We start from the raw sequence: 13,974 nt of genomic DNA, 5'->3' as shown, positions 1-13,974 counted from the left end.
AGAAACGGAAATGATATATGATCGGTATGGTGGTTGTAACGCATGGTCGACTGGCGGAAGAATTCGTATCTGCCATGGAACATGTGGTTGGCCCGCAAAAGGCCGTCAGGTCCATTTGTATTGGACCGGACGACGATATGGAGCAGCGTCGGGAAGATATCCTTAATGCAGTCAAGGAAGCTGATCAGGGCGACGGTGTCATCCTGTTGACGGATATGTTCGGCGGAACGCCTTCCAACCTGGCCATTTCCATCATGGATAACGCCAATGTGGAAGTCATTGCCGGTATTAACCTGCCCATGCTGATCAAACTTGCCAGTGTGCGGGTGGCCTGTTCCATGGAGGAGGCGATCACCGCCGCCCAGGAATCAGGGCGCAAATATATCAACGTGGCTTCCCATGTCCTGTCCGGAGAGGTTTCATGACGGCAGAACAGGGGGCGGCCGGACTTCCCTGTGAAACAACCCTGACCATCCTTAACCGCAGGGGACTGCATGCCCGGGCGTCGGCAAAATTTGTGTCGGTTGCCGAAAAATTTGATTCCCGGATACAGGTTTCCAAGGACGGCACATCCGTCTCCGGGACTTCCATTATGGGTCTGATGATGCTGGCCGCCGCGCCGGGAGATCAGATTGTCATTCAGTGTGACGGCGCCCAGGCCCCGGAAGCCCTGCAGGCCCTGCAGGAACTTGTGGAAGACAAATTTGGCGAAGATTAGTATTTCCTTAATAAATTCAGAAGATATATAGAGATATAAAGATTTCTTTATTTATTTTATTGTGGCGAGTGCTGAGACTTGCTATAAGCTTGCGCGTATGGTGCGAAAAGGAAAGACTGACCAATGACTGAATTTACAGATTATAAAGTTGCGGACATTTCACAGGCCGGCTGGGGTCGCCGTGAGATCGCCATTGCAGAAACGGAAATGCCGGGCCTGATGGCGCTCCGGGAAGAGTTCGGGGCAAGTAAGCCGCTGAAAGGCGCCCGTATTGCCGGCTGTCTGCATATGACCATTCAGACCGCTGTGCTGATTGAAACCCTGATCGAACTCGGGGCTGAAATCCGTTGGTCATCCTGTAATATTTTTTCCACCCAGGATCACGCTGCGGCAGCTATTGCGGCATCTAATGTACCGGTTTTTGCCTGGAAGGGCCTGACCGAAGAAGAGTTTCTCTGGTGCATCCGGGAAACCATCGTCGGCCCGGACGGCTGGCGCCCCAACATGATCCTCGACGACGGCGGCGACCTGACCGCCATGATGTATGAGGACTTCCCGGAACTGATGAAGGATGTGCGTGGTATTTCCGAAGAAACCACAACCGGCGTCCTCCGGCTGTATCAGATGGAAAAAGCCGGCAAGCTGACGGTTCCTGCCATCAATGTGAATGACAGTGTGACCAAATCAAAATTCGACAACCTGTATGGATGCCGGGAAAGCCTTGTCGACGGTATCAAGCGGGCTACTGACGTGATGATGGCCGGCAAGATTGGCGTCGTCTGCGGTTACGGCGATGTGGGCAAGGGTTCTGCCGCCAGCATGCGCAATCAGGGCGCCCGGGTTCTGGTCACCGAAATTGATCCGATCTGTGCCCTGCAGGCTGCCATGGAAGGTTATGAAGTGACCACCATGGAAGACGCGGCATCTGTAGGCGACATTTTCGTCACAACCACCGGCAATGTGGATGTGATTACCATCGATCACATGCGCCAGATGAAAGACCGGGCGATTGTCTGCAACATCGGACATTTCGATTCCGAAATCCAGATCGCAGCTCTTGAAAATTATACCTGGGAAGAAGTCAAGCCACAGGTTGATGAAGTGGTTTTCCCGGACGGCAAACGCCTGATCGTGCTGGCCAAGGGCCGCCTGGTTAACCTGGGTTGTGCCACCGGCCATCCGAGCTTTGTCATGAGCGCCTCTTTCACCAACCAGGTGATGGCGCAGATCGAGCTGTGGGAAAATTCAGAAAACTACGGCAACAAGGTTTATGTGCTGCCCAAACATCTTGATGAAAAAGTGGCCTCCCTGCATCTTGACCGTCTTGGGGTCAAGCTGACCAAATTGAACCAGAAGCAGGCTGACTATATCGATGTTCCCGTTCAGGGACCATTCAAGCCGGATCATTACAGATACTAAGCCGTCCGGTCATTTAAATATTTGAGCCTGTTAATGCCTGTGTGTCATTAACAGGCTTTCTTTTTGCCTGGTGAGCCGCTAACTTATTCCCTGAACTTCGGTTGTGGGTAGAAGAATGAAAAGACAAACAGGTAACAGTGTTTTCCGGGGTGCCGGCCTGTTTCTGACAATTTATCTGGCGACAGGCCTGAGCGCTGATGCGGCTGCCGTCACTCTGTTGCCGGACAACGGCTATTTCATCGCGGCCTTTATCCCCTTCTGTCTGCTTGCTTTTATTATGCTCGTCTGGCTTGTGATTTCACGGCGGAAACTGAATCGGCGGCTCAAGGCGCGGGAACGGGACTATAATGATCTGGCGCGGCTGCTGTCCTCCCGCCAGGAAGTCTATATCCGTATCGGCGCCAGAGGGCACCTGAACACCAGTCCCGGATTCGCGGAATGGATGGGGCTGAAGGAAAATATACTGTCCCTTGACGGCTTGCGGGAGGCCATTGCCCGGATTTCACTGCCGGAATTCATGCGGTTGCGTGAATGCAGCGAGCAATTGGTGGAGCAGGGAAAGTCCTTTTACCTGATCCTGAAACTGAAAGATGGGGAAAGACGTGTTGTCGTACACGGGGAATTGCTTGACCAGGCAGCAGGTCCCGGCGGCGGCAGTATCATCTGGTTCAGGAACCTTTCCGAAGAAGAAAATATCGCGGTTCATCAGCAGCAGGAATTCGCCCGGCTGAGTGAGGAACTGCGTTTCTACCAGATCGTTGCCGATCAGGTGACCCTGCCCTTCTGGATCAGGAATGAAGACCTTGACCTGATCTGGGTGAACAAGGCCTATGTTGAGGCTGTCGAAGGCGAAAGCCGGGAACAGGTACTGGAAGACGGGCTCGAACTGGTGACCAGCACCCTCGGCCAGAGCGCCAAAGACATGGCCATGATGGTGGAAAAGGCGGGTGAGGCCCAGCGGGACAAGCATTTTGTAGTAATTCGCGGCGAACGGCGTGCTATGGATATTCACAATATCCCGCTTTATGGCGACAATGGCAGTCGCGCTTTCCTTGGTTATGCCATGGATATCACCGAACTGGAGGAAGCCCGTGGCGAACTGATCCATCACACGGAATCCCATTCAGAAACCCTCAACAAACTGTCAACGGCGGTGGCCATTTTCGGCCTCGACAAACGCCTGGAATATTACAACAGCGCCTTTGTCCGGCTCTGGCATATCCCCGAGGAAAGACTGTTTACGCATCCTCATCATGCCGAGGTCCTGGAAATCATGCGGGAGGCGCGGCGGTTGCCGGAACAGGCCAATTTCCCGGTCTGGAAACAGAAACAGCTTTCCACCTATACGGAACTGATGGAACCGATCGAGGAAATGTGGCACCTGCCCGATGAAGCTACCCTGCGCGTGGTGACCCAGCCCCACCCCCAGGGCGGCCTGTTGATCTTTTACGAGGATGTAACTGACTATCTGGCGCTTGAACGATCCTACAATACCCTGTTTGCGGTTCAGCAGGAAACCCTCAATAACCTGCATGAGGCGGTAGCTGTGTTCGGCATCGATGGCTGCCTGCAGCTGAACAACCCGGGTTTTGCCAAGATGTGGGGTCTGTCCGAGGATTATCTGAAGGAATCTCCCCATATTATGGATGTACTGGAGCAGGGCGCCGAGAATTTCAGAAACATGTCCCAGATGGAGACTTTGAGGGATCTTGTCGTCGGCGGCGAAGGAAGTCGCGAGAGCGGTTCCGGACGTCTTAATTTCCGTAATGACACCGTTATCGATTATATGTCTGTTTCGCTGCCTGATGGCGGTGTGCTGGTGACCTTCCTGGATGTCACCGACAGCTTCCGGATTGAAAACGCCCTGCGTGAACGTAACCTGGCCCTTGAAGCCACCGACAAGGTCAAGACCGAATTCCTGGCCCATATGTCCTATGAGCTGAGGAACCCCCTGAACAGTATTATCGGTTTTTCCGAACTCCTTGAAAAGGAGTATCAGGGCCCGCTCAATGACGACCAGCATCAGTATATGCGAAATATCCTGTCGGCCTCGGATCATCTTCTGGGCCTGATCAACGACATTCTTGACCTCGCCGTGATCGAAGCCGGCGGCATGACCCTGGAAGTCTCCTCTTTCAGCCTGCAGGGTATGTTGAAGGAGGTTCTGGAGGACCTGGAGGATAATGTCAGGGCCAAGGGACTTGAGGTCGAATTTGACTGCCCGGATGATATCGGCCTGATCACGGGGGATGGCAAGCGGCTTCATCATACTGTCCATAACCTGATCAGCAATGCCGTGAAATTCACCCCTTCGCCCGGTTTTATCACGATCGGTGCTCGTGAGGAAAACGGCTCCTACCGTATCTTTGTCAAGGATACAGGGGTGGGCATTCCGGCCGGAGAGATCGAACAAATCTTTGAAAAATTCTACACCGGCAGCAACGTCCGCAATACCCAAGGCGCCGGTCTGGGGCTTTCACTGGCAAAAAGCTTTGTCGAAATGCATGGCGGTACAATGGATGTGGACAGCCGGCTGAATATGGGAACAACGGTGACCTGCCGCCTGCCAAAGACAGTGCCGGATGAAATCAATATTAAAATGGTCGGTGAATGAGACTTGCCATTGAACCCCCGACACGACAATAATCCTTCATGACGAACAGAAAAATTTATCAGACCAGGCTGACGGACCTTGCCGCCACCAGAACGCTGGCGGAAAAGCTTTCGCATTGTCTGCGTATTGGCGATATTCTTGCGCTGGAGGGGGATCTCGGCGCCGGTAAAACGGAGTTTTGCCGGTCGCTTATCCATGCCCTGGGATATGCGGAGGATGTGCCCAGTCCAACGTTCAATCTTGTCCAGGTTTACGAGCCGGCGCCGGACGACCAGACGACCCCGAGTGTCTGGCACTTCGATTTCTATCGTCTGGAGGAACCGGAAGAGGCATTCGAGCTTGGCATAGATGAAGCCTTTGACCTGGCCGTCAGCCTGATTGAATGGCCCTCAAAACTTGGCCCCTACCTGCCGGAGGGGCATCTGGTGATACGGCTGGAAATCGCCGGGGACGGGGATGAACGGCTGGTATCGCTGGAAGGTGACGACCACTGGCAAAGGCGTCTGGCGGGAGTATTCGCGAATGACTGATCGTACCGCGTTGAAAGAGGACTTTATTGGTCAACAGGGCTGGGCAGGATCGGACATTTGTCCGGTGGCGGGGGATGCCTCCTTTCGCCGCTATGACCGTCTGTCCCGCGGCGACGCAACGGCCATCCTTATGGATGCCCCGCCTGCGTTCGAGGATGTGCGCCCCTTTGTCGCCATCTCCCGATATCTCTGCGACCTGGGACTGTCGGCACCGCAAATTCTGGCTGCCGATATGGAGAACGGTTTCCTGCTATTGGAAGATCTGGGTGACGACCTTTTTGCGCGGGTGATTGAAAAGGATTTTGGCCGGGAGGAAAGCCTGTATGAAAAGGCTGTTTCCCTTCTGGCCTTCCTGCAGGACCGGCCGGTGCCGGAACAGCTGATGGTGACCCGGGATGAACTCTATAGGGTGCCGGCTTATGATATGAAGGTGCTTCTGGATGAAGTGGCGCTTTTTGTCGACTGGTATTTGCCCCTGCTGACCAACCGTCGTCTGGAGGCTGAGGAGCGACAGGAGTTTATCAATCTCTGGTCATGTGTACTGGAGGATATTTCCCAGAGCCGGGACTGTATTGTCCTGCGCGACTATCATGCGGAAAATCTGCTTCATCTGCCGGATCGTTTTGACGACCGGCAGGTGGGTTTGCTGGATTTCCAGGATGCGCTGATGGGACACCGGGCCTATGACCTGGTTTCCTTGCTGCAGGATGCCCGCAGGGATGTTGGGCCGGAACTTGAACTGAAAATGTTGAACGACTATGTGGAGCTGACCGGGCTGGAGCCGGCGGAGTTCCTGAGGGATTATGCCCTGCTTGGTGCTCAGCGCAATGCCAAGATCATTGGTATTTTCGCCCGGTTGTGTCAGCGCGACGGCAAGGACAAATATCTCTCGCTTATCCCCAGGGTCTGGGATCTTCTGCAGCGGGACCTTGATCATCCGGCACTCAGGGAGCTTAAGGACTGGTTCGACAGGAAAGTGCCGGGGAACCTGCGCATGAAGGCACCGGCAGCCAAGCCGCAGGCGGCGGCAAGGGCGATGATCCTGGCGGCGGGGCTCGGGACCCGCATGCGTCCGTTGACAGACGAAACACCAAAACCGCTGCTGAAGGTGGCGGGCAAGTCGATGCTGGACCGCCTGCTGGATGGTCTGGCGGCGGCTGGCGTCAGGACGGCGGTGGTCAATATGCATTATCTGGCCGATCAGATAGAGGCGGCTGTGAAGGTGCGGCCGGATCATCGGCCCAAGGTGATCCTGTCCGATGAACGGGATCACTTGATGGACAGCGGCGGCGGCGTCATGAAGGCGTTGCCGTGGTTTGGAAACCGAAGCTTTTATGTGCTTAACAGCGATCTTGTCTGGCAGGAAAATACTGCGCCAGGGTGTGAATCCATGCTGCATCGGCTGGCGGCGAACTGGCGACCGGAGGACATGGACATCCTGATGCTGCTGATGCCCACGGATAAGGCCGTGGGCTATGATGGTGCCGGTGATTTCCACCGGGATGATAGCGGACGCCTGATGCCGCGCAGGGCTTCTGCCAATCCAAAGGCGTCGGCGGACTATATGTACGCCGGTGTGCTGACCATGAAACCGATCCTGTTTGACGGTTTGGCGAATGCGCCCTTTTCCCTCAGGGAGATTTTTGACCGGGCTGCCGCCGCGGGAAGGTTATACGGCATTGTTCATGATGGTGACTGGTATCATGTGGGCACGCCCGAGGCCCTGGAAGAATGTAACAAGGCTCTGACCGGTCCGGGAGACACCTGATGCCGCGTCGACTGGGCAAAGCTCCGGAACTCTATACCATTCCACCACGGTGTTCATTCGTGGAAACACTGGCCCGGGGAATTTTGGATCGTTATGGACGGGACCCGATAAGCCTCAGTGATGTGCTGGTGCTTCTGCCCAACCGGCGGGCGGTGCGGTCATTGCGGGAGGCCTTCCTCAGGTTAAGCGGGGAGAAAGCCCTGCTTTTGCCGCAGATGCAGCCTATCGGTGATGTGGATGAAGATGAACTCCTCATGGCCTCCGGCGCTATTCCAGCCGGACTTGAGGATGTGGAGCTGCCACCGGCCGTATCCAGCTATCAGAGGCAACTCCTGCTGATGAAAATCATCCGTGGCTGGTATCGCCAGCGGGGCAAGGATATTCCCGAGGTCGCCCAGTGTGCGATCCTGGCCGGGGCGTTGGGACAGTTCCTCGATCAGGTGCAGACGGAACGGCTGAGTTTTGACGACCTGAAGGATCTGGTGCCTGCCGATTACGCGACTCACTGGCAGGAAACCCTCGACTTTCTGCAGATCCTGACCCCGGAATGGCCAAATCTTCTAAAGATCACCGGCTATATGGACGGGGCGGAACGGCGCAACAGGCTTTTGGAAGGACTACGGGATCAGTGGTTGTCAGCCCCGCCGGCTCACCCTGTCATTGCCGCCGGCTCCACCGGTTCTATTCCGGCGACCGCAGACCTGCTGGAACTGATCGCCCGGTTGCCGGCCGGATGTGTGGTCCTGCCCGGCGTTGACGTCATGATGGATGAGGAAAGCTGGGACGTGATAGGCCCGACCCACAGCCAGTACAGCATGAAAGCATTGCTCAACAAGATCGGCGTCGACCGGCAGGAAATCGACCTGTGGCTGGCCGGGGAAAATAATGAAGCCGGACTGCCCCGGGAGCGGCTGCTCGGTGAAGTGATGCGCCCGGCCGAAACCACAGACAAATGGCGCAGTCTTGACCTTCCCCTTGACCTTGCAACCAAGGGGCTGGCGCGCCTTGACCTGCCCGGTGCGCGGGAGGAAGCAGGCGTCATCGCCCTGATCATGAGGGAGGTGCTGGAAACCCCGGAAAAGACTGCCGCCCTTGTCACGCCCGACCGGCAGCTGGCCCGCCGTGTCGCCAATGAAATGCAGCGCTGGGGCATCCTGGTCGATGATTCCGCCGGTACTCCCCTGTTTAATACGGCCCCCGGTCTGTATCTGCGGCTGGTGGCCTGGATGGTGGCGGAGGAGTTCGCGCCGGTCTCCCTGCTTGCCGCGCTCAAACATCCTCTGATGTCGGCCGGCATGGAGACGGGGCAGTTTCGCCGGGTGGTGCGCAGGCTGGAGAAAAGCATCTTCCGGGGACCGCGGCCGCAGGGCGGTCTTGACGGCATTGACCGGGCCATCGGGGCAAAGCTTGCGGAAGGCGACAGTGTCAGACTGCAGGAACTGCGGGACTGGTGGCGTGACGTCGCCGTCCTGATGCAGCCTTTTGCCGAATTGTTCTCGAAAAAAGAACTTTCCTTTGACGATATTCTGGTGGCCCACATCACTCTGGCGGAAAATCTGGCCGCCGATGAGACCCGGTCCGGGGCCGAAAATCTCTGGAAAGGGGATGCCGGGGAGGCGGCGGCGCAATTGATGGAAGACCTGCAGCTTGCTGCGGAAAATATGGAGGATTTGTCGCCGGAGCAATATCCGGCCCTGTTCGAGGTCTTCCTTGGCGATGTCACCGTGCGTCCCAAATACGGCCAGCACCCGCGATTGAACATCTGGGGGCCGCTGGAGGCCCGGCTTCAGCATGCGGACGTGATGATCCTTGCCGGACTGAATGAGGGAAGCTGGCCGCCGGAGGCCGCTGTCGATCCCTGGATGAGCAGGCCCATGCGTAAGGATTTTGGTCTGCCGTCGCTGGAACAGAAAATCGGGCTCAGCGCCCACGACTTTGTCCAGGCCTGTGCGGCGCCGCACGTTATTCTGACCCGGGCGGAAAAGGTGGACGGCACCCCGACGGTGAAGTCCCGCTGGCTTGCCCGTCTGGACGCCATCGTGCCGCCGGACCGTTTCCGGGACGCGGAGGCCGACAAATGGCTGAACTGGTATTATGAACTGGATCATCCGGCAGAAACTATACAGATTGACCCGCCACGGCCTGTGCCGCCGCTGGACTTGCGCCCACGCAAACTGTCTGTGACGGCGATCCAGACCTGGATGCGCGATCCCTACAGCCTCTATGCGAAACGAATCCTGAGGCTGGAGCCGCTGGATGACCTGGATGCGGATCCTGGCGCCATTGACAAGGGCGTGATTATCCACCAGGCGCTGGAGGACTTCATGATCCGTTATCCGGATACTCTGCCCGCGGATCCGCTGGCGGAGCTTCTGGTACTTGGCAAACAGGCTTTCGAGCATATTATCGACCGGCCGACGGTGCAGGCCTTCTGGTGGCCGCGCTTCTGCCAGATTGCCGACTGGTTTGTCGAAACGGAAAAACAGCGCCGGGCCGAGGGCTACAAGACCCTGGCCACTGAACGGAGGGGGGAGATGACTTTCGCTCTGCCGGGCGGGGATTTCACCCTCAGCGCCAAGGCGGACCGCATCGACGCCCGGCCGGACAGCACCCTCAGTATTATTGATTACAAGACCGGCCAGGCGGCAACGGCACGCCAGCTTCATGCAGGTTATGCGCCTCAGTTGCCGCTGGAGGGATTAATGGTGCAGAATGGTGCTTTTGAAGGTTTGTCCGGCACCGTCTCCGACCTCAGCTACTGGCAGCTCAGGGGCGGAGAGGAGTCTCCGGCCAAGGTCACGTCCTTTAATGAGCAGGCAAGTCGGACAAGCAAGATGGATGTGGGTGAGGTGATTGAAAAATCCCGCGAGGGGTTGTTGAAACTGGTCACTTATTTCGATCTGCCGGACAGTGCCTATCTCAGTAATCCCAATCCGGCCCAGCTGGGTTACGGTGAATATGACCACCTTGCCCGCACCAGGGAATGGCACGGCCGTGTGAAGGAAGATGGGGAGGATGCGCCATGAGTCAGACCCCGGAACAACGGCGCGCGTCGGATCCGGCGGCCTCGGTCTGGGTCGGGGCGTCTGCCGGTACCGGCAAGACCTTCGTGCTGACCAACCGGGTGCTGCGCTTGCTGCTGGATGGGGAACAGGCCTCGCCGGAGCGGCTTTTGTGCCTGACCTTCACCAAGGCGGCAGCGGCGGAGATGGCCAACCGCATCAATGACCGGCTGGCGGTCTGGGCGGTCTGCAGTGAAGAACAACTGACTGAAGAACTTACCGGCCTGCTGGATCATACCCCGTCGGAAGAGATCCGCCAGCGGGCCCGCAAGCTTTTTGCCGAGGTGCTGGAGGTGCCGGGCGGGCTCAAGATCCAGACCATCCATTCCTTTTGCCAGTCGCTGCTCGGCCGCTTCCCTGTCGAGGCCAGCCTCGCGCCCCATTTCAAGGTCATGGACGACCTGACTGCCGGCGAACATCTGCAGCGGGCCCGGGATATTATTTTTGGCGAGGCCCGCGCCCAGAGCAACCGGACCCTGACCGATGCCCTGTCTCATATTTCGGCCCGGGTGGCGGAACAGACCTTTGCCGAACTGATTGGTGAACTGGTCAGCGAGCGCGGGCGGCTTGAACGTCTGATGGATCGCTTCAGGACCGTCGCCGAAGTGACCTTTAAACTCAGGGCTTTTCTCGGCCTTACCGCGACTGAGACCTCCGAGGATGTTCTGCGGGCTGCCTGTACCGAGGAAAATTTCGACGGGGCGGGCCTCAGGCTTGTCCTGTCGCACCTGCTGGCGGGTACTAAAACAGACAAAGATAAAGCGGAAGTGATGGCGGCCTGGCTGTCCACGCCGGAACAGCGGATTGCCCTATTTGCTGATTATACCGGTGCCTTTCTGACGAAAAAAGGCGAAGCTCTGGCAAGACCAGCTACCAAAAAAGTCCAGGACGCCTGTCCGCAGGCGCTGGAGATCCTGCAGGAGGAAGCGGAGCGGATTATCAGGGTGAACGAGCGCCTGCGCCTGCTGGCCATGCTGGACAATACCCGGGCGCTTCTGGCCATCGGCGAGGCCTTCAGCAGCGCCTACCGGGAAAGCAAGAAACGCCATGCGGTGCTGGATTATGACGACCTGATCCTGACGGTCACCGGCCTGCTGGGCAAGCCGGATGTGGCCGACTGGATCCTGTTCAAGCTCGACGGCGGCATCGACCATATCCTGATTGACGAGGCCCAGGACACAAACCCGGAACAGTGGCAGGTGATCCGCACCCTGGCCGGGGAATTCTTTGCCGGTGAAAGCGCCCGCGAAGTAACCCGCACCATTTTTGCCGTCGGCGATGTGAAACAGTCCATCTACAGTTTCCAGCGGGCTGATCCGCGCCAGTTTGTCGAAACCCGGGCCCATTTCGAGCAGCGGGCCGGGGAAGTGAGCCTGGATTTCCATGATGTGGCCCTGGACCTGTCGTTCCGCTCTACGGCGGCGGTCCTCAATGTAGTGGACCGGGTGTTCGAGGCGCCGGAACATCGCCTCGCCCTGTCCTTCAGTCATGAAGAGATCCTGCATCAGCCCAACCGGAACGGCGAGGCGGGTCTGGTCGAGCTCTGGCCGACAGAAGTGATGCCCGAAGAACCGGAAGATGACGACTGGGCGCCGCCGGTGATCCAGAAGCCGTCGCGCAGTCCGGAAATGCGTCTTGCCACACGCATCGCCGAAACCATTCGCGGCTGGCTTGATCATGGTGAAAAGCTGGACTCCACCGACCGACCGGTCACGCCGGGGGATATTCTGATTCTGGTGCGCCGGCGTGGCAAGTTTGATGATTATCTGATCCGGGCGCTCAAGTCCCGGGGCATCCCGGTGGCTGGACAGGACAAGATGGTATTGACCGATCAGCTGGCAGTGCAGGACCTGATGGCGGCGGGAAATTTTGTGTTGCTGCCCGATGACGACCTGACCCTGGCGGTGGTGCTGAAAAGCCCGCTGGTGGGGTTCAGTGAAGAGGACCTGTTTGATCTGGCGGCAGGCCGCAAAAAAGGCGAAAGCCTGTGGGGGGCATTGCTGAAACGGCGGCAGGAAAATGAACGCTTCGCCGGGGCGGTAGACTATCTCACAACGCTCACCGGCTATGCCGATTTCTCTCCGCCCTTTGAATTCTACAGCTGTCTTCTCGGGCCTCTCCGGGGCCGGGAAAAAATCCTCGCCCGGCTTGGTGACGAGGCCAGCGATCCCATGGATGAATTCCTTTCCCTCGCCATGGCCTACGAGCAGAACAACGTCTCCTCCCTGCAGGGCTTCCTGAGCTGGGTCGGTCGCAGCAAAATGGAAATCAAACGCGACATGGAACAGGGCCAGGATCAGGTGCGGATCATGACCGTGCATGGCGCCAAGGGTCTGCAGGCGCCCATCGTCTTCCTGCCCGATAGCTGCCAGGCGCCAAGCCGGGATAAAAAGATCCTGTGGGCCGATAATGACGGCACACCAATGATGTTGTGGCCGGGAAGTTCAGCCAATGCCCTGGGCCCGGCAAAAGAAGTGCAGGATGAAAACCGGCGAATTCGCGACGAGGAATATCTGCGTCTGCTGTATGTGGCCCTGACCCGGGCAGAGGACCGGCTTTATATCAGTGGCTGGGAAGGTAAGCAGGGGCGGGCCCAGAACTGCTGGTATGACCTGATTGAAAGGGCTCTGTCGGGAATGGACGGGGTGGAAACCCAGGAGGCCTGGAACGATCAGCCTTTGCTGCGCCTGAGTAATCCCCAGGAAAAGGCGGTCAAACAGAAAGCGGCTGATATTACGACTGCGAGCGAGCTTCCGCCGCTCCCCGGCTGGGCAAGAAAGCTGCCCGGGGCCGAACCGGTGCCGCCGCGACCGCTTACCCCCTCCCGGCCGGTGGAGGAAGAGCCCGCAGTGCTGAGCCCGCTGACCATGCGCGCGCGGCAGGCGAAGGAGGAACAGCGGTTCCACCGTGGCAGGCTCATTCACCGGCTGCTGGAGATATTGCCGGGTCTGCCCCCCGATATACGCGAGGGTGCGGCCGGAAAATTCCTGTGTCAGCCGGCGCATGGGCTGTCGGGGGCGGACCAGAAGCAGATCGCCGGGGAAGTCATCTCCATCCTTGAAGATGCAAGATTTGAAGCCCTGTTCGGACCGGACAGCCGGGCCGAGGTGCCCATTGTGGGACTGGTCGGGCGGACGCCTGTCTCCGGCCAGGTCGACCGGCTGGTGAAAACGGACGGGGAAATCCTGGTGGTGGATTACAAGACCAACCGGCCGCCGCCGTCATCACCTGACAAGGTGCCGGCCCTTTACTTGCGCCAGATGGCGGCTTACCGGCATATCCTGCGGGATATTTATCCGGGACTCGAAATACGCACGGCGCTGCTGTGGACGGATGTAGCGCGGCTGATGGAACTGCCGGATGAAGTGCTCGATCCGGTGAATTTTTAATCACGTTTTCTTGAATGTCTTGACGTCGCCCCGTCCTGTTCTTACATTTGGGTGTGAGGATAATATTCATAAATCAAGGAATGACTGATGAGTACAATTGCAGTGACCGATGCAGGCTTCGAAGGTGAAGTCCTGAAGGCGGAAAAACCGGTTCTGGTAGACTTCTGGGCGGAATGGTGCGGACCCTGTAAACAGATCGGCCCGGTTCTGGAAGATGTCTCCGGTGAAATGGCTGACAAGGTCACCATCGCCAAGGTAAATATCGACGAGAACCCTGAAGCTCCGACCCGCTACGGCGTACGCAGTATTCCAACCATGCTCCTGTTCAAGGGCGGTGAAGTGGCCGCGATGAAAATCGGTGCTACCTCAAAAACCGACCTGACGGCCTGGTTAAACGAGAATCTTTGAGCATTTTCCCCCAAGGTGCTTGAAGAGAGAAGGGCGTCGACCTCCCGGTCGGCGCTCTTCTATTTT

Annotated in this window: 9 protein-coding genes; all 9 read left to right on the top strand. The window is 57.7% G+C overall.

The window, feature by feature from the left end; genetic code table 11:
- Positions 1-17 precede the first annotated feature (17 nt).
- The 9 genes from ACORNT_RS01880 to trxA all read left to right on the top strand — a co-directional run bounded on the left by ACORNT_RS01880 (position 18) and on the right by trxA (position 13,908).
- On the top strand, positions 18-425 hold the full coding sequence (locus ACORNT_RS01880) for a PTS sugar transporter subunit IIA (protein ID WP_321394575.1): 408 nt from the start codon (positions 18-20) through the stop codon (positions 423-425).
- On the top strand, positions 422-718 hold the full coding sequence (locus ACORNT_RS01875; RefSeq protein WP_321394572.1) for an HPr family phosphocarrier protein: 297 nt from the start codon (positions 422-424) through the stop codon (positions 716-718). The genes ACORNT_RS01880 and ACORNT_RS01875 overlap by 4 nt, the downstream gene beginning before the upstream one ends.
- A 123-nt stretch (positions 719-841) precedes the next feature.
- A complete protein-coding gene (ahcY, locus tag ACORNT_RS01870) occupies positions 842-2,137 on the top strand; it encodes an adenosylhomocysteinase (protein WP_321394570.1) in 1,296 nt (431 codons plus the stop codon).
- Between the two features lie 115 nt (positions 2,138-2,252).
- Positions 2,253-4,751, top strand: a complete 2,499-nt coding sequence (locus tag ACORNT_RS01865; protein ID WP_321394568.1) for a PAS domain-containing sensor histidine kinase — start codon at positions 2,253-2,255, stop codon at positions 4,749-4,751.
- Positions 4,752-4,789: 38 nt separating this feature from the next.
- Positions 4,790-5,281 (top strand): tRNA (adenosine(37)-N6)-threonylcarbamoyltransferase complex ATPase subunit type 1 TsaE, encoded by a 492-nt coding sequence (gene tsaE / locus ACORNT_RS01860; RefSeq protein WP_321394565.1) that lies wholly within the window; start codon positions 4,790-4,792, stop codon positions 5,279-5,281.
- Positions 5,274-7,049: a phosphotransferase gene (locus ACORNT_RS01855; RefSeq protein WP_321394562.1), complete on the top strand. Its 1,776-nt coding sequence runs from the start codon at positions 5,274-5,276 to the stop codon at positions 7,047-7,049. The genes tsaE and ACORNT_RS01855 overlap by 8 nt, the downstream gene beginning before the upstream one ends.
- On the top strand, positions 7,049-10,075 hold the full coding sequence (gene addB / locus ACORNT_RS01850; protein WP_321394560.1) for a double-strand break repair protein AddB: 3,027 nt from the start codon (positions 7,049-7,051) through the stop codon (positions 10,073-10,075). Before ACORNT_RS01855 ends, addB begins: the two co-directional genes overlap by 1 nt.
- On the top strand, positions 10,072-13,500 hold the full coding sequence (gene addA, locus ACORNT_RS01845) for a double-strand break repair helicase AddA (protein WP_321394557.1): 3,429 nt from the start codon (positions 10,072-10,074) through the stop codon (positions 13,498-13,500). Before addB ends, addA begins: the two co-directional genes overlap by 4 nt.
- Before the next feature lie 87 nt (positions 13,501-13,587).
- Positions 13,588-13,908: a thioredoxin gene (gene trxA, locus ACORNT_RS01840; protein ID WP_321394554.1), complete on the top strand. Its 321-nt coding sequence runs from the start codon at positions 13,588-13,590 to the stop codon at positions 13,906-13,908.
- Positions 13,909-13,974: the final 66 nt, after the last annotated feature.

The organism is Emcibacter sp., from assembly GCF_963675455.1.
Classification (GTDB): Bacteria; Pseudomonadota; Alphaproteobacteria; order Sphingomonadales; family Emcibacteraceae; genus Emcibacter.
Note: the sequence above shows the minus strand (reverse complement) of the source record. Positions and strands in the feature narration are given on the sequence as shown.

Bases quoted from the DNA above. Each gene is read 5' to 3' on its own strand.
- ahcY (WP_321394570.1), top strand. From the start codon at position 842: ATGACTGAATTTACAGATTATAAAGTTGCGGACATTTCACAGGCCGGC.
- trxA (WP_321394554.1), top strand. From the start codon at position 13,588: ATGAGTACAATTGCAGTGACCGATGCAGGCTTCGAAGGTGAAGTCCTG.
- ACORNT_RS01855 (WP_321394562.1), top strand. From the start codon at position 5,274: ATGACTGATCGTACCGCGTTGAAAGAGGACTTTATTGGTCAACAGGGC.
- ACORNT_RS01865 (WP_321394568.1), top strand. From the start codon at position 2,253: ATGAAAAGACAAACAGGTAACAGTGTTTTCCGGGGTGCCGGCCTGTTT.
- ACORNT_RS01880 (WP_321394575.1), top strand. From the start codon at position 18: ATGATCGGTATGGTGGTTGTAACGCATGGTCGACTGGCGGAAGAATTC.
- ACORNT_RS01875 (WP_321394572.1), top strand. From the start codon at position 422: ATGACGGCAGAACAGGGGGCGGCCGGACTTCCCTGTGAAACAACCCTG.
- addA (WP_321394557.1), top strand. From the start codon at position 10,072: ATGAGTCAGACCCCGGAACAACGGCGCGCGTCGGATCCGGCGGCCTCG.
- addB (WP_321394560.1), top strand. From the start codon at position 7,049: ATGCCGCGTCGACTGGGCAAAGCTCCGGAACTCTATACCATTCCACCA.
- tsaE (WP_321394565.1), top strand. From the start codon at position 4,790: ATGACGAACAGAAAAATTTATCAGACCAGGCTGACGGACCTTGCCGCC.